This is a genomic window from Pseudobutyrivibrio ruminis DSM 9787, from assembly GCF_900218035.1.
GTDB classification, from domain to species: domain Bacteria; phylum Bacillota; class Clostridia; order Lachnospirales; family Lachnospiraceae; genus Pseudobutyrivibrio; species Pseudobutyrivibrio ruminis.
Map to the genome: position 1 here is coordinate 104,500 of NZ_OBMR01000004.1, position 17,570 is coordinate 122,069.

At 40.7% G+C, this 17,570-nt stretch carries 15 protein-coding genes; all 15 read right to left on the reverse strand.

Annotated features, from left to right (window positions below; all coding sequences use genetic code 11):
* Window positions 1–27 precede the first annotated feature (27 nt).
* Entirely contained in the window at window positions 28–2,052 is a 2,025-nt protein-coding gene (locus CRN97_RS04015) for a glycoside hydrolase family 13 protein (protein ID WP_097075954.1), read from the reverse strand.
* 202 nt (window positions 2,053–2,254) lie between these two features.
* Window positions 2,255–4,090, reverse strand: a complete 1,836-nt coding sequence (gene ftsH / locus CRN97_RS04020) for an ATP-dependent zinc metalloprotease FtsH (protein WP_097076083.1) — start codon at window positions 4,088–4,090, stop codon at window positions 2,255–2,257.
* Between the two features lie 33 nt (window positions 4,091–4,123).
* Window positions 4,124–4,648 carry a hypoxanthine phosphoribosyltransferase gene (gene hpt / locus CRN97_RS04025; RefSeq protein ID WP_044936405.1) on the reverse strand — a complete coding sequence of 175 codons (525 nt, stop codon included), beginning with the start codon at window positions 4,646–4,648 and terminating at the stop codon, window positions 4,124–4,126.
* A gap of 4 nt (window positions 4,649–4,652) precedes the next feature.
* On the reverse strand, window positions 4,653–6,011 hold the full coding sequence (tilS, locus tag CRN97_RS04030; RefSeq protein ID WP_097075955.1) for a tRNA lysidine(34) synthetase TilS: 1,359 nt from the start codon (window positions 6,009–6,011) through the stop codon (window positions 4,653–4,655).
* Window positions 5,974–6,282: a septum formation initiator family protein gene (locus tag CRN97_RS04035; RefSeq protein WP_097075956.1), complete on the reverse strand. Its 309-nt coding sequence runs from the start codon at window positions 6,280–6,282 to the stop codon at window positions 5,974–5,976. The genes tilS and CRN97_RS04035 overlap by 38 nt, the downstream gene beginning before the upstream one ends.
* Before the next feature lie 21 nt (window positions 6,283–6,303).
* On the reverse strand, window positions 6,304–6,543 hold the full coding sequence (locus CRN97_RS04040; protein ID WP_033152845.1) for an RNA-binding S4 domain-containing protein: 240 nt from the start codon (window positions 6,541–6,543) through the stop codon (window positions 6,304–6,306).
* Window positions 6,544–6,617: 74 nt separating this feature from the next.
* Window positions 6,618–6,890 carry an HU family DNA-binding protein gene (locus CRN97_RS04045; RefSeq protein ID WP_044936413.1) on the reverse strand — a complete coding sequence of 91 codons (273 nt, stop codon included), beginning with the start codon at window positions 6,888–6,890 and terminating at the stop codon, window positions 6,618–6,620.
* A 228-nt stretch (window positions 6,891–7,118) separates the two neighbouring features.
* Window positions 7,119–8,312 carry a hypothetical protein gene (locus tag CRN97_RS04050; RefSeq protein WP_179670670.1) on the reverse strand — a complete coding sequence of 398 codons (1,194 nt, stop codon included), beginning with the start codon at window positions 8,310–8,312 and terminating at the stop codon, window positions 7,119–7,121.
* Between the two features lie 55 nt (window positions 8,313–8,367).
* Window positions 8,368–9,699, reverse strand: a complete 1,332-nt coding sequence (locus tag CRN97_RS04055; RefSeq protein WP_408633909.1) for a CCA tRNA nucleotidyltransferase — start codon at window positions 9,697–9,699, stop codon at window positions 8,368–8,370.
* On the reverse strand, window positions 9,695–11,134 hold the full coding sequence (gene proS / locus CRN97_RS04060) for a proline--tRNA ligase (protein WP_044936417.1): 1,440 nt from the start codon (window positions 11,132–11,134) through the stop codon (window positions 9,695–9,697). The genes CRN97_RS04055 and proS overlap by 5 nt, the downstream gene beginning before the upstream one ends.
* 129 nt (window positions 11,135–11,263) lie before the next feature.
* Window positions 11,264–13,552, reverse strand: a complete 2,289-nt coding sequence (locus tag CRN97_RS04065) for an EAL domain-containing protein (RefSeq protein ID WP_143483236.1) — start codon at window positions 13,550–13,552, stop codon at window positions 11,264–11,266.
* Between the two features lie 20 nt (window positions 13,553–13,572).
* Window positions 13,573–14,229 (reverse strand): RluA family pseudouridine synthase, encoded by a 657-nt coding sequence (locus tag CRN97_RS04070; protein ID WP_044936418.1) that lies wholly within the window; start codon window positions 14,227–14,229, stop codon window positions 13,573–13,575.
* 79 nt (window positions 14,230–14,308) lie between these two features.
* Complete coding sequence (locus CRN97_RS04075; protein WP_033152829.1) at window positions 14,309–14,998, reverse strand: response regulator transcription factor; 690 nt, start codon at window positions 14,996–14,998, stop codon at window positions 14,309–14,311.
* Entirely contained in the window at window positions 14,998–16,146 is a 1,149-nt protein-coding gene (locus CRN97_RS04080) for a sensor histidine kinase (RefSeq protein WP_179670671.1), read from the reverse strand. Before CRN97_RS04080 ends, CRN97_RS04075 begins: the two co-directional genes overlap by 1 nt.
* 65 nt (window positions 16,147–16,211) lie before the next feature.
* On the reverse strand, window positions 16,212–17,393 hold the full coding sequence (metK, locus tag CRN97_RS04085) for a methionine adenosyltransferase (RefSeq protein WP_074790876.1): 1,182 nt from the start codon (window positions 17,391–17,393) through the stop codon (window positions 16,212–16,214).
* Between the last annotated feature and the right edge of the window lie 177 nt (window positions 17,394–17,570).

Sequence of the window (17,570 nt, forward strand, 5' to 3'; positions counted from 1 at the left end):
GCATGCTTGTAAAATAAAATATCCATTCTATCTTTTGTACACTATGCCGGTATATGGTTGAAGGCTGACGTGAAGGTTTCCTCCTTCAACAATTATATCGGTAGGCATGATAGAATAACCAACCTCATTGGTCATAATTACTCTTTCCAAGTTGCAATTTAGTGGAACGCCAGCTATCCAAACTGGTATATCCACTTCTATGCCATTTCCATTGCTATTGATAATCACAATAACTTGCTCATTAGCTGTAAATCTAGCATAGCTAATAAATCCCTGGCCACAGTTTAGGAATCTAAATGAGCCCTGCTTAATAGCTGGACTTAGTTTATGAACCATAATCATATCCCTTGTGTAATCGATAAGATCATAGTTGCAGTGGCCCCATGGATATGTTCTACGGCTATCTGGGTCCGTAAATCCACATACGCCAGCTTCATCGCCGTAATACAATGTTGGCGCACCCGGCCAAGTCATCTGTACCATTTCAGCTAGCTTCATAACAGGAATACTTACACCATCCTCAGCAGCCTTAGCCCCTTTTGTAGCGAGTCTTCCTACCGTATGGTTTGTTCTTGTCAAAAATCTGGAATGATCATGGTTGGACAGCTGATTCATTGCGCAATACAGTGATGGAGTTTTCAGCCTTGCCATGAAGTGCAGCATTGTGTTTTTGAATCTTTCACCATCGCCAATAGCACTAGGCTGAAATTCATCAGAATGCTTCTCCATTCCTGTCAAAAAGAAGGTAAGTGGCTCCATAAAAGCATCATAGTTCATAACCGTATCCCACTGGTCACCAGCCAGCCAGGCAGTTGGATTACCATAATGCTCTGCAAGTATAATTGCGTTCGGATTTGCCGATTTTACTGCATCTCTAAAATCATGCCAGAATTTGTGATTAAACTCTTCTGAATGACCTAAATCGGCAGCTACGTCAAGTCTCCATCCATCGCAATTATATGGCTCACTAACCCATTTTTTGCCTATATTGAGGACATACTGACACAACTCAGGTGACTCCTCATAATTTAGCTTCGGCAACGTATCGTGACTCCACCAGCCATCATATGATTTGTTGTCTGGCCATGTATCCTCATAAAAGTAAAAGAAATTGTGATATGGGCTGTCCTTACTTTCGTAAGCTCCAGGAGCATATCCCTCTTCCTTTGAATAAATCTTTTCTCTGTTGAGCCATTTGTTGAAAGAACCGCAGTGATTAAATACACCATCAATAATCACTCGTATTCCCTTCTCATGAGCCTCTCTAACAAAGTCTGCAAAGAATTGGTTACTTGCCTCGAGGTTTTCCTTATTGGTCACTCTAAGCTTGTATTTAGTGGCGTGGGAATTGTCATAATCCCCGTCCTTTAAACACTCTCCCCCATCCTTTTTAATTACGGTGAGGTGAGGGTCTATATAGTCATAATCAGAGGTATCGTATTTATGGTTAGAAGGGGAAACAAACAACGGATTGAAATATATTACTTCAACCCCCAAGCTTCTGAGATAATGGAGCTTCTGTCTGACTCCCTCTAGGTCTCCGCCGTAGAATCTTCCTATATCAAGATTTGCAGGTATAGCATCCCAGTTCTCAACACGCTCAACTGGTGCTCCTACATAATGATATTCATTTGTTTCTACATCTGTGCTTGGGTCGCCCTTACAGAATCTATCCACTAGGATTTGGTACATAACCGCACCCTTCGACCAGGAAGGTGTGGAAAAACCTGGCATAATAGAAAACTCATAATGTTCTCTATGATCACGCCAAAGACCTACTCTATCGTAATAATAAAGGCCATAGTCGCCGACTATTTCAAAGTGATATCTAAACTCTTTATCTTCGAGCTTAACGTCGCATGAATAGTAATCAAACTCTCCACGAGCTCTCTCTAGATGCATTCTTATATTCTTATCACCAGATACTAAAAAGGCCTCCAGGTCTTCCTGATGGTAAACGCGCAGTCTGATAGTTACTAAGTCAAAAGGCTCCGGTTCCATAGGAGTTCTATATTCAGCTGTACCGTCCGAGTAAATAGCTTGGATGTTCATTCCAACTCCCCTTAGATATTTTTAGATAGTAAAAAAGACAGCAACGATCGCTGTCTTTTTAGGAGAAGGTATTTTTACTATGGGGTTAGTAAAAATTATATAATGTATTGGGGGGTTTTTACGATGTTTATTATATGACCTCACAATACTTAAGTGTGCACAAATATAACAAATACCAACTAAGCTTTTTGTGCATGTTGCACTATTCTTCCCAGTTTATACCCTCTACAGCGGTCTCATTCGTACCTGAAGATTCAAATAGGGCCTCAAACTCGCTTCGTCCTATCTTTTCTTTTTCTAATAATAGATTAGCACATTTATGTAGTATCTGTTCGTTTTCTCGCAAAATTTTCACAGCTTTTTCATAACATTCATCAATGATGCGTTTAACTTCCTCATCGATAGCTTTAGCTGTTGCTTCTGAAAAGCCTTTTGTATGAGCCAAATCACGGCCGATGAATACTTCTTCATCGTCATCACCGTAGTGAATCATACCTATATTTTTTGAGAATCCATACTTTGTTACCATGTTTCTTGCCATCTTTGTAGCCTGCTTGATGTCATTAGAGGCACCAGTGGTAACATCGTCAAATATAAGTTCTTCGGCAACACGTCCACCCAAAGAAACGATAATATCCTGGGTCATCTTGCCTTTTGTATTAAAGATTTCGTCATTTTCATTTATAGGCATTGTATAGCCTGCTGCACTTGCACCTGTAGGAATGATTGACACTGAATATACAGGCCCTACATCTGGAAGTACATGGAAAAGAATTGCATGTCCAGCCTCGTGGTATGCTGTAATCTTCTTTTCTTTATCCGAAACAATCTTGCTCTTCTTTTCTTTACCAATTCCAACCTTTACGAAAGATCTTTTGATGTCTTCCTGAAGGATGTACTGTCTTTTTTCACCTGCTGCAAGAATAGCTGCTTCGTTGAGAAGATTCTCTAAATCTGCTCCTGTGAAACCAACTGTCGCCTGAGCAACCTGTTTCAAATCTACATCCTCTGCCAACGCCTTGTTGCTAGCGTGTACCTTGAGGATTTCCTCGCGGCCCTTTACATCAGGACTGCCAACATAAACCTTTCTATCAAAACGTCCTGGACGCATAATAGCCTGGTCTAAAATATCTACACGGTTTGTAGCCGCCATAACAATGATGCCTTCGTTAACACCAAAACCATCCATCTCTACAAGGAGCTGATTCAGTGTCTGCTCGCGCTCATCGTGGCCGCCGCCCATACCTGTACCACGGCGTCTAGCTACCGCATCAATCTCGTCAATAAAAACGATACATGGTGCATTCTGCTTTGCTTCCTGGAACAAATCACGGACACGGGAAGCACCAACACCAACAAACATCTCAACAAAATCCGAACCAGAGATTGAGAAGAATGGTACTCCTGCCTCTCCAGCGATAGCCTTTGCAAGGAGTGTCTTACCTGTTCCTGGAGGGCCTACTAAGATAACGCCCTTAGGGATTCTAGCGCCGATTTTTGTATATTTAGCAGGATCTTTTAAGAAATCAACAAGCTCTTCAACTTCTTCTTTTTCTTCTTTTAATCCAGCTACATTATCGAAAGTAGTGTGGATATCTTCTTTGTTTGTAAGCTTAGCTCTGCTTTTGCCAAAATTCATCATTTTAGCATTGGCACCGCCACCACCAGCGCCCTGCGCATTCATCATAATCATAAAGAGAATGAATACCGCACCTAAGACAATGAGCATTGGTAACAATTCAGAAATCCAGCTGTCATGTGGAATATCTGAAACAGTATAAGCAACCTTTGCTTCTTTTAATTCATCCTGAATCTCATTAACATCCGAAACATAAAGAGTAGCCTCTGTGCCATCAGTAAGAGTAATTTCTGCTGAGCCAGTTGGTACCTCTTCATTCTGAGTAATATTGACTGATTTTACCTCATCTCTTGCCAAGGCCTTGTCAAATTCTCTTCGGGTGTATGTGGTAGTTGATTTACCCATGCTTGTGTAAAGAATAGCTAACACAACAAAAACAAACAAAGCATAGATAATCATTCCTGAAGCTCTGTTTTTCTTCAAATCCGCCTCCTAGTCTAGCTCTACAACGCCAATGTATGGAAGGTTACGATACTTCTGGTCGTAATCAAGACCGTAACCAACTACGAACTGATCTGGAATAGTAAATCCAGTGTAATCAACATGCACATCTACCTCTCGACGATCTGGCTTATCAAGCATTGTAACCATGCGAACTGACTTAGCTCCACGATCTTTGAAAAGCTGACCAAGGTAGTTTAATGTGTTTCCACTATCGATGATATCTTCAACGATGATAACGTTCTGGCCTGTTGGATCTAAATCCAAATCCTTTTTAATCTTAACTACGCCAGAAGAAACTGTGCCACTACCGTAGCTTGATGTAGCCATAAAATCGATAATTACTGGAACTGTGATTCTTTTTGCCAACTCACAAGCAAAGAATGCTGCGCCCTTTAAGATGCAAACGAGAAATACTGATTCTCCTTCGTAATCCTTGCTGATTTGTGCTCCTAATTCTGAAATACGTGCTGCCAATTCTTCTTCAGGCAAAAGAACTCTGATGTTCTCACTCATTTTACTATTCCTCCGTATAACTAATCTCTAATACTCGAGTGGTATTTTTTGAAATTTTGTAATACTCGCTGACTCGGTGACCGACCACCCACATTACATGATTTCCATCACATACAAGTGGCACCTCATCTCTTAAATGTCGTGGAATTTTTTCATCTACAAAATAATCCTGTATAGATTTGCGATTTCCATCTGAATCGATGCATAGATAGTCACCCTCTGCACGGGTTCTTATTACAATATTAGCCCCTATTCTATCACAATCAAACCATTTCGTATAGGTTTCGGTAGGGTATTTCATGCCCTCTTCGTAATCAAATTCACGATAGTTAAAAGTAGGATTAATCTGTTTTTGATTATCCTCATTCGCTGTATCAATTACGTATATTTCTTCATAGGATATGATAAGAGTCTTTTTGTATGGAAGCTGGATTTGACGCTCTCCATCTTCGTTTAATAGGTCCAGGATAGAATCCACATGGACAGCAGCCACATCCTTCTGATATGGCATATACTTGCTTAAATAATCCTTTATTGCCTGGCTGGCGATTACACGTGGTGCAGTTGCAATAGTTCTTTTTCTAAGCTTATCGTCCTCAAGCTTAGCCATCTGAAGCAATCCGTTTGACTCCAGGCTGATATAATCCGCGATTTCAGATAGTCGCGCTGTCATATCTGAAATGTGCTCCAGGGCTCTATCATTTATTTTGGCTAATTCAGGCATGATGTTGTGTCTGATTCGATTGCGGTCGTAATCAGTTTCGGCATTTGTCCCATCAATGCAGTATGCCACTTCATTTTCATTGAGGAGTTCTAAAATATCCTTCTTGGGAACTGCAAGCAGTGGACGGATGATTTTATCACGCTTTGGTGCGATTCCGCAGACTCCATCCAGTCCTGTGCCTCGTGCCATGTGAAAGAGCACAGTTTCAGCATTGTCATCAGCATTATGGGCCACAGCAATCTTTGCTGGTATCCCTTGCTCCTCAAAAGCTGCTGCAGCTTCCTCAAAAGCGTCGTATCGGGCAATTCTAGCCTCTTCCTCAATGGAACGGCCTGATGACTTCGCAAGCGCAGGAATATCGATTCTAAGGGCATTTAAAGGAACATTAAATTCCTTGCATAAGCTTTCCACATATTCCTGATCCTCATCTGCATCCTTGCCTCTAATCATATGATTTATATGAACTGCTGATATAGTCAGATTGTATTCTTCTTTAAGTGCCAACAGTACAAAAAAAAGGCACACAGAGTCAGGTCCACCTGATAGACCTAGGACGACTCCATCGCCTTTGTTTAGCATATTATATTTTTCAATATATTCTTTAATCTTCTTTTTCTTTAAAAATAATCCAATTGTCATGTGTCAATCCAAGTTTCTGTGATGCTTCACTTTCTATATATTCGTCAGTACCAACGTATTCCTCGTATTCCTTTAACTGCTCACTTTTTTCGTTTGCTTCATCTACTTGGCTTTGGAGAGATTCCTCCTGCTTCTTTAAGTCCTGATTTTTATCGTATAAACGAACCATCTGGACAGTCATAACGCAAATCATGAACAGCATGATAACTGCAACATATATTCTACCTGTTGAGGTTTTCTTTCGTCTTTTAACTCTTCTAGGTCTTGCCATCAAATACCTCGATAACTGATATTAAATATACTTAAATAAGTCTGCTGCCGCATCCTTTTTTGTGGTGTCCTGAATATCTAAAACTTCCACTTTAACATTTTTGTTTCCAAATGCTATTTCTATTATATCACCAATTTTAACATCGGTGGACGCTTTCGCAATTTTTCCATTGATTTGAACTCTACCGCTGTCACATGCTTCATTGGCAACAGTGCGACGCTTTATAAGTCTACTAACTTTTAAATATTTATCAAGTCTCATTACATCACCTCATTAAAAAATAGGGCCCGGCATAACCGAACCCTAACCATCATCTAAATAAAATATACATTCAATTAGTTGATAGAATCCTTAAGAGCCTTACCAGCCTTAAACTTAGGAGCCTTAGATGCAGGAATCTTCATCTCTGCGCCTGTCTGTGGGTTTCTACCTGTACGAGCTGCTCTCTGAGATACTTCGAATGTACCAAAGCCTACAAGCTGAATCTTCTCCCCCTTCTTAAGCTCTTCAGCAACAACCTCTGTAAAAGCCTTTACAGAAGCCTCAGCGTCCTTCTTAGAAATGTTAGCCTTGCTAGCGATAGCTGCTACTAATTCTGTCTTGTTCATTACTATTCCTCCTCGAGAATTTGTATTGTATTATAGCGGGCTTCAGCGCCCTTAACTACAATATCCTTTATAATTCTTTTGCTTTACGCTGTCAACAATAAAACCCCAAAAATCCCCATTTTATAAGGTTTTTATGGATTATTACAAATTTTTTGCACATTTTTTAAACATTATTACTATTTACAAATCCTTGCATTTTAGAAAAGTTCACTTTTTTTTCACATATAGCTAATTTCCAAGCTTGCTTATAAGATCCGAAATAGTCGATAAATAGTCCACTTCGTAGTCGTAATCGTCTGATTTTTCCTTTGTTTCATTTCCATTTTCTGTAGATGATTCTTGACTATTTTCCTCTTCTGTGGACTCATTTTCCTGGACAACTTGTGAATCAGTGGTGCCTGATTCTGATTCCGTTTCTGCTTCCGTTTCTGATTCCATTTCAAGTGTAATTGTAGCTGTTTCGGAATTAACTACTAAAGTCTTGTTCCAAGCGGTGTATCCATCACACTGAACCACAAGTTTGTGGTTGCCATATTGAACATACTGTGGTTCTGCAGGATCTATCATTTGGCCATCTATGTATACATAGGTATCCGCAACTGTAACAATAAACGTAATCAAGCAGAAGGATGGGCCTTCGCCTTTCAAATCGTCCAAATTAACCTGCGTAGTTTCATTCCTGCTGACTGTGTATTCAGCACTACCTCCCCAGCCATTATTTGCAACTGTAATCTTGTATGTTCCTTCTGGTACCTCAATAATCTGATCTCCATTTACCATCGAAACTATCTTGTTGCCTATGAATATAAGACTATCGTCAAATAAGCTTGTATTTGTAAGATATATGTATCCGTGACCTGTTGTTACTGCAATAGATATAACCTGCTTGTCCTGGCCAATAACTGTGATTACATCATCTTCACTGATACTGGATAATAAAATCTTTTCAGTATCTGAATAGACCTTGGTTTTATCAGTAATCTTGTAATTAGTTCCATCGATAGTTATAAGATTTTTACCTGCATCAAGACTGTATTTAGATATATCCTCATATGCCCAAACATCATCTGATTTTTGTACCGATGAAAGAGCTCCAGACGCTGGTAACAAATCTCCAATCGTAACAACTGTGCCAGCTGTAAAGTTTGCCCACAATGTATTGCCCCCGAATTTATCAAGGAATTTTGTGGTCATATTATAATTGTAGCGCAGTTGCTTGTCCTCTTCTAAAGAATAGAGTGCGATGGTTTCTTCCATCATATCTATACTTTCTACGATATACAGTCCCTGTGGCTCTTCCTCCACAAGTGCTGTATCCTCCTCCACAGTCTCCTCCTGCTTTTTCAAGGCAGAGCCTGTGTGTTGAGTAACCGTAGCAGTATTAGGGTGACTTCCGCACCCCTCAAGCAAAGCTGCGCTCATGCATAATATCAATGTTAAGTTAATTAGTTTTTTTACAAAAATCCCATTCATACGATTATTGTAGCATATCTTTTACACGATTTAACAGATATTCTCTATCGTTCAAATCTGGTTGGTCCACAACTTCGTCGAAAACTGTTTTCAGAATCTGGCCTATTTTTTGACCCTGAGGCACGCCCATTCCGATTAAATCCTTACCATTTATCTTTAAATCCTTTATAGATAAGCAGTCCTCCTGCTCTAGGATTTGACGATACATAGCTTCGATTGAATCAATATATGCAAGCTTCTCATCACGACAGTACATGCTCTGTGCCATGGTATCTGCTCTTTTAACAGCTAGTAAATCTTCAAAGTTATCCTTACCAACTCTGATTATTAGCCTACGAATATTTCTAGGTGTAACCTCTGGTCTATCGTCATGATTTTTAATCAGATTGCAAACTGCATCAGTAGTTTCGTTGTCAAACTTCAAACGACGTAATATAGCTTTAGCCATCTTAGCCCCTTCTACCTGATGCATTTTGAAATGGTTTTGGCCTTCAGCATCAATTGTCTTGCAAGCTGGTTTTGCCACATCATGAAGAAGCATTGTAAGTCTGAGCACCTTATCTGCCTTTACATTGTTTAAAGCAACAATTGTATGCTCTCCCACTGTATACATGTGGTGTTTGTTTACCTGGTCGCAAGCCATCATATCATTGAACTCAGGGAAGAATACATCTGTAAGACCTGTCTCATAAACATTTCTTATCCTCTCAGGATGATCTGAAGTGATTAGTTTTACAAGCTCTACCTGGATTCTCTCGGCACTAATTCTATCCAAGGTTGGTGCCAAGGTCTTGATTGCCTCATACGTAGCTGGCTCTATTTCAAAACCAAGCTGTGCTGAAAATCTAAGGGCGCGAAGCATACGAAGAGCATCCTCTGTAAAACGCTCTGTAGGATTACCTACAGCCTTGATGATGCCATTCTCTAAATCCTGCTCTCCACCAAACAAATCCACCAATCCTCTGGTGTCGTTGTAGGCCATAGCGTTGATAGTAAAATCGCGACGCTTAAGATCCTCCTCAAGAGAAGCTGTGAATGTAACTTCCTTAGGATGACGGCCGTCCTCGTATTTGCCATCTACTCTGTAGGTGGTGACCTCGTATCCTTCACCATGAAGCAATACAGTCACAGTACCATGCTCAATGCCTGTATCAAATGTGCGCTCGAACAAAGCCTTCACCTGCTCTGGCAAGGCCGATGTGGTAATATCCCAATCGTGAGGAATTTTCCCTAGAATGCAGTCACGGACACAGCCGCCTACTGCATAGGCTTCGTGTCCGTTAGATTCTAAAATATTTATTATTTTTGAAACGTCTGCTGGTAAATTCATATTAATAAGCTTTACCCCAATATACTAATTTCTTAGCTGGCTTGCCGCAGCATGCGCATACATCAGAAATGTGCTCCTGATCATTAAATGGCATACAACGTGAAGTTACAGCTAAATCTTCTTTTATCTTATTCTCGCACTCAACATCGCCGCACCACATTGCACGAATGAAGCCTGGCTTGTTGTTAGCGATTTCTGTGAACTCTGCATAGTTGTGAGCATCCCAGATATGGCTATCACGGTGAGCCTTTGCACGCTCGAACATATCCTTCTGGATAGTCTCAAGAAGCTCTGCCACCTTTGCCTCTACCTGATCAAGTGGGCATTCAATCTTTTCACGTGTATCACGGCGAACAAGCACGCACTTGCCTGCCTCGATATCCTTTGGTCCAAGCTCTACACGGACAGGGATACCACGCATCTCTGCCTCAGAGAACTTCCAACCTGGTGACTTATCTGAATCATCAAGCTTAGCACGCATTGTCTTACCAAGGCGCTCGCATACCTCTCCTGCCTTTTCAAGTACGCCTTCCTTCTTCTGCTGAATAGGAATAACAACTACCTGTGTAGGTGCGATACGTGGTGGAAGTACAAGACCTGAATCATCACCGTGTACCATAATGATAGCACCAATAAGACGAGTAGTCATGCCCCATGATGTCTGGTGAACATACTGAAGCTGATTATTTTTATCTGTGTACTGAATGCCGAAAGGCTTAGAGAAGTTCTGGCCAAAGTTGTGTGATGTACCAGACTGTAAAGCCTTACCATCGTGCATAAGAGCCTCGATTGTGTATGTAGCCTCAGCACCTGCAAATTTTTCTTTATCTGTCTTCTGTCCGCGAACTACTGGCATAGCAAGTACTTCCTCGCAGAAATCAGCATAGAGGTTAAGCATCTGAACTGTACGCTCCTCAGCCTCCTCAGCTGTTGCATGAGCTGTATGGCCTTCCTGCCATAAAAACTCACGTGAACGAAGGAATGGACGTGTCTCCTTTTCCCAACGAACTACAGAGCACCACTGGTTATATACCTTTGGTAAATCTCTGTGAGAGTGAATAATATCTTTATAGAAATCACAGAAAAGAGTTTCTGAAGTCGGACGAACGCAAAGACGCTCCTGAAGCGGGTTAAGACCACCATGTGTAACCCAAGCTACCTCTGGTGCAAATCCCTCAACATGATCCTTCTCTACCTGTAGAAGACTCTCTGGAATAAACATTGGCATATATACATTCTGTACGCCAGTTGCCTTGAATCTTCTGTCTAACTCGTGCTGGATATTTTCCCAAATAGCATACCCATCGGGCTTGATAATCATGCATCCCTTTACAGATGAGTATGCAATCAAATCTGCCTTAACAACAACATCGGTATACCATTGTGCGAAATCCTCTGACATAGAGGTAATCGCTTCTACCAGCTTTTTTTCCTGTGCCATTTCAATCTCCTTTGTAATAATTATTCGCATTTTACTATGAAAATGCCGTATTTGCCCGTTTATTTTATAACATACCGCCACTAAAAACAAGCCCACCTCACACAAGGTGAGGCGGGCTATCTATTATATCTATATCAAATAAAGTTCTTCGAAGCGTTTGACTGGGAGGGGCTTGTCGAAGAAGTAGCCCTGCAGGTAGTCGGCTCCGGTGCCGCGAAGGTATTCCATTTGCTCCTGGGTCTCTACGCCTTCGATGATTACAAGCATTCCCAGGGCTTTGGCAAGGGTGATGATTGTGTTGACAATCTTGCGGCCCCTTGTAACGTTTTTATCCATTGATAGGAATGCCATGTCCATTTTCAGGATGTCGGCTGGCACTTCCTTCAGCATGTTTAATGAAGAGTAGCCACTGCCGAAGTCATCGATTTCTACAAGGAATCCATATTCCTTGAGGGAGTTGATGATTTCCAGCTGACGCTCTTTTTCAGTCATGAATATGGTTTCGGTGATTTCTAGCTTTAATCTGGATGGGTGAATGTGGTACTTTTCAACTAGACCTACTAAAGTTTCGTATAAGTCGATATAGTAGAAATCTTTTACGGAAATATTTACCGAAATTGATAGGTCATCAAAGCCCATAGAGGTCCAGTAAGCAAGTCTTTTAGCGGCCTGTTCCCAGATGTACATATCAAGCTTGTATATGTAGCCAGTCTTTTCCAAAAGCGGAATGAATGATGCTGGTGCAATAATTCCGCGGTCTGGATGAATCCAGCGAACCAAAGCCTCTGATAGCTTGACCTTTTGGTCCATATTTACAATTGGCTGAAGGAACATTGCAAACTGACCTGTCTGTAATGCCTCCTCAAACTCGCCAAGTATCTTTTGCTCGCTTAAGTATTCACGGCGAAGCATGTCTCCGTAGTAGGCAATGGAGTTTTTGAAGCTTGAACTGATTGAATCAATTGCAAGGAACGCTCCATCTACCATGGAAATTACTGGTGCCTGCTTGTCAAAGATTTCATATACACCAACAAGGATTACCATTCTGTACTGGGCATTGTTGAGGTAATTGCTTACCATGTTCATGCCAGTCATAAAAAGCTCTTCGGTGTAGCGACTCTTTGGCATGAGTACTGCAAATCTATCTGCTTCAAGACGGGCAAATGTGGAGCCCTTCTGTATCTTTTCCCTGATTGTATCTGCGCATCTGATAAGTAAACGATCAGCTTCCTCCACACCAAACATGTCGTTGATAAGCTTGAAACCTTTGATGTTGCAGCATACCATTACGTATTCTACATTTGGATATTCGTCCAAGATGTTTCTGACATCCTCAAAGAAAGCTTCTCTGTTCAACGCGCCTGTAAGACTATCGTGGGTGCTACGGTATTTTTCCTCTTCGTATGCAATAAAATCTCCAGTTACATCATAGAATGATAAATAACATCCGCAGTAATAGCCTTTTTTGTCATATATTTTGTTGAAGTGGATGTCGAATCGATATTCATCACCATTGATGTTGAACACATCATTCCAACTGGCGTTTGAAATAGAATTTGTCTCGCGTCCATCACGCCATTTTCGGAATCTATCCTCAAAAACCCTCTTTTCTCCTGAAGGACAAAACAGTCTGTTTGCAAACTGATTAGAATAAATGCAACAGTCGTTTTCATCGAAGGATACAAGTGCGCATTCCATTCTCTCTGTGATTGTGGTAAGCATGTACTCCACAAATGTCTTTGGATTATACAAAAGTGAATAATAGCCTACATACACTGCTGCAACAGAATAAAAGCAGACTGATACATCCACTGGATAATCAAAGAATAAATAAAGCACATTTAATAGAATGATTCCCACAAACATAATGAGAATTGATAAATATCTGGTTCGGTGGAAGCCACTTGTTATAATTGTCTTCTTTAAAAGAACGACAACGATAATTGCTACTAATATGTAGCAGAATATCAAATGCACCATATAATAGTCATTGATTTCAAAGGCATAGAACCATTCCTCTGGATTCAATCTACGCTCTACTAGTGAAAAAGCATGATGCCACTTTTGATTTGCAAACAAACTAATGCTATCAAGCACAGCAATTGCCGCTATTATAAGTGGCGCTGAATAAGTATCCAACCAAATTCTAGTATACTGTCTCGCATAGAAAACAAATGTAATCAGAAGCCAATCTATTCCCGCAAAATATAGCGCATAACTAAACTCTGCCTGGCCGAAATCGTGAGTGGATATAGCCCGCACATAGGCCAAACTTGTTATTATTCCAACTATAAATAACTGGATAATAGATATGCTCAGTTTACTATGTTTAATTGTGTGTCGTGTTCCTATGTATACCGCACATGCAAGCATTATGAATGCCGTCAGCATGATTAGTAAACTGTATATCTTAATCAAATAATACCCCCCGTTCTATGCTAGCCTGCCACTTTGCTGTCTGCGAAATCTGCTCCCTTAGGTTTAATATCAAATCCCATTCTTTCACCTGTCACTGGATGATTGAAACCAATGTGATATGAGCATAACGCAAGATTATGTCCTGTAGAAATTCCGCCGTATTTTACATCACCAACGATTGGCGCAGTTCTGCTGGCCAATTGGATGCGAATCTGATGATGTCTTCCGGTGAACAAATCAATATCAAGAAGCTTTTTGTCATCCCAGTGGTCCACTGCGCGATATCTAAGAATCGCTTTCTTGGCACGAGGATCCGACTCCTTAACAACCTTTGATAAATTTGTACGATTATCCTTTACTAAATAATCAACAAGTTCCCCTTCATCCGGGAAGGATTCCCTGCTGATTACCGCATAATATTTCTTTCTAAATGTGTGGTCTGTAATCTGTTTTGTAAGCTTGTTTGCCGCTTCTGATGTTTTGGCAAAAACCATAACTCCCTCTACAGGCTGGTCTAGTCTGTGGACCACATGGGCCGTTGGCTTTTCGTTTTTGGAAACCAGGTAGTTATTAATCTCGCTTACCATGTCCTTTTCGCCAATACTTTTTGTCTGTGTTGCCACACCCGCTGGTTTGTAGCATACGAGAATGCTATCGTCCTCAAAAATTATGTCCATGCATTATACCCCCTTATTAATTGAGCCCTAATAGAATTTTAGCACTTTTCTGTATTCTTTCATAGTTTTCGCAAAATTCTCACACTTTAAATCTGTAGCCTACGCCCCAGATTGTTTCAATGTACTGTGGCTTAGATGTATTTAATTCAATTTTTTCGCGAATCTTATTTACATGCACTGTAACAGTAGAGATATCACCGATTGATTCCTCTCCCCAAAGTGTCTCAAAAAGCTGCTCCTTTGAGTAAATGACATTAGGATTTTCCGCAAGGAATGTAAGTAAATCAAACTCCTTTGCAGTAAATGTCTTTTCCTCGCCATTTATCCATACACGGCGGCTGGCCTTGTCGATTCTAAGTCCACGAATGCTGATTTCATTCTTTTGAATAGCTGGCGACTGAACAAGACGCTCATATCTTGCAAGATGAGCCTTTACTCTAGCTACAAGCTCACTTGGTGAAAATGGCTTTGTGATGTAATCATCTGCGCCAAGGCCGAGCCCTCTGATTTTGTCGATTTCTTCTTTTTTAGCTGTAACCATGAGGATAGGTACATTTTTAACCTCACGGATACGCTTGCAAAGCTCAAATCCATCTACCCCTGGAAGCATTAAATCCAAGATGTACATGTCGTAGTTGCCTGCCAATGCCTTCTGTAAGCCCTTTTCTCCATCAGCTTCTATATCTACCTCGAAATTAGAAAGCTCTAAGTAATCCTTTTCAAGCTCTGCAATTGCTTCCTCATCTTCGATGATTAATATTCTACTCATTATACGACCTCCTCATTTTCAATGAATTTTCTAATGACGAAATACATTGTTGTACCTTCGTTTTCCTTGCTTGTAACCCAAATCTTGCCGCCGTGGTCCTCGATAATTTTCTTTACTATTGAAAGACCAATACCGCTTCCACCGGCTGCAGAATTGCGGGATGTATCAGCTCTATAGAATCTATCAAAAACATATGGCAAATCCTGTGTTGCAATTCCCTTGCCATTGTCCGAAATTTCCACCTGAACAAAATCACCAACATCCTTTATGACTATACCAACACGGGATGCCACATCTGCCCTCATGTATTTAACAGAATTGCTGACGATATTGTGAATGATACGACCTAGCTGCTCTGGGTCTGCAATTATCAAAACATCTGGATCTACAAAATTAGCATAATCAAGCCTGATATGCTGATTTTCAAGATCCATCCCAAGCTCTTCAATGCAATCCTCAAAGTATGCTCTCAAGTTGAGCTTCTGGAAATTGTATGGAATCTTGTTGGTATCGATATTTGAATACAAGGTCAACTCATTAATCAGTGTATTCATTTCATTGGCCTTGTTGTAAATTGTGCGAATGTATTTCTCCTGCTTTTCTGGTGTGTCTGCAACACCATCAAGCATACCTTCTGCATAGCCTTTGATTGCAGTGATTGGAGTCTTAAGGTCGTGAGCGATATTTGAAATCAATGCCCTCTGTTCTGCCTCATCCTCTAGTCTATCCTTGGCATTATTCTTAAGGCGAACTCGCATGTCTTCAAATGCATTACAAAGCTCACTCATTTCATCTGTACCTTGGCTTGCTACGCTAAAATCAAGATTTCCTTCTTTGATGTTGTTAGCTGCAAGCTTCAACGTCTTCAGCTGTGGAGCGATTCCACGGTATATCCAAACAACCATAATGATTGCAGTCAAAAGCAGAATTACGAATTCAGAAATACAAAAGTTTGTAACTAATTCATCAAACTTGCCTGCCTCATCCATATAGCTCTTGAAAGAATGTATAATCTCATTGGATATTAGTTGCTCTTCCGTGGCCTCCAATACAAGTTTTTTCATTCCCAGCATCAAACTGCAAAACAGTGCCACTGGAACAAGTGTAATTATAAAAAAAGAAATAATAAGTCTGTTTTTTAGCTTCATAATACTTACCTCATAAAAAATAGGCAGCCCCTAAGGACTGCCTAAATTATAACATAAGTGATTTATTAAAGATATTTCTTTAAAGCCTCTGCTTTGTCTGTTGCTTCCCATGGAAGCTTAACATCTGTACGGCCGAAGTGACCATAAGCTGCTGTTGGACGATAGATTGGACGACGAAGGTCGAGCATCTTGATGATTCCTGCTGGACGAAGATCGAAGTTCTCGCGAACGATTTCGATAATCTTTTCATCTGAAAGCTTTCCTGTGCCAAATGTATCAACCATAACTGATGTAGGTTCAGCAACACCGATAGCGTATGAAAGCTGAATCTCGCATTTGTCTGCAAGACCTGCTGCTACGATGTTCTTTGCAACGTAACGTGCTGCATATGCACCTGAACGGTCTACCTTTGTGCAGTCCTTTCCTGAGAAAGCACCGCCGCCGTGACGAGCGTATCCACCGTATGTGTCTACGATGATCTTACGTCCTGTAAGACCTGCATCGCCATGAGGACCACCAATAACGAAACGTCCTGTTGGATTGATGTAAAACTTTGTCTTATCATCAATCATGTCCTTTGGAAGGACTGGATCGAATACGTATTTTTTGATGTCTTCGTGAATCTGTTCCTGAGTAACATCTTCATCATGCTGAGTAGATAAAACTACAGCCTCAAGTCGAACTGGCTTGCCAGCCTCGTCATACTCTACAGATACCTGTGTTTTGCCGTCTGGGCGAAGATAGCTAAGTGTGCCATCCTTGCGGACATTGGTAAGCTGAAGAGCAAGTCTATGAGCAAGAGAAATAGGATAAGGCATGAGTTCTTCTGTTTCGTTAGTAGCGTAACCGAACATCATACCCTGGTCACCAGCGCCTGTATCCAGGTCATCTGTAAGTGAGCCTTCCTTTGCCTCAAGAGCCTTGTCAACACCCATAGCAATGTCAGCGGATTGTTGATCAAGAGCGACCATAACAGCGCAAGAGTTTCCGTCGATGCCTTTCTTTCCATCGTCATAACCGATTTCAAGAAGAGTCTTGCGTACAATAGCTGGAACATCAAGCTGTGCCTTTGTTGTGATTTCGCCTGTTACAAGAACGAATCCTGTACATGAAGCAGTTTCACAAGCAACACGGCTCATTGGATCTTCAGCTAGGCAAGCATCGAGGATGGCATCCGATACGGCATCACATACCTTATCTGGATGGCCTTCTGTTACTGACTCTGAAGTAAAAAGTAACTTTTCCATTTTTTGACTCTCTTTCTTAAAATAAAAAAATTAGTTGCCTAAGCTTATATAGTATAACGTCATATGGGAGTTTCGGCAATAGACATATTTTTATAACTGTCATCGTCTAAGTATTGCCTTGTAATCCCGAAATTGTATACGTATAATTATAATATATAATTATGAAAAATTAGAGGT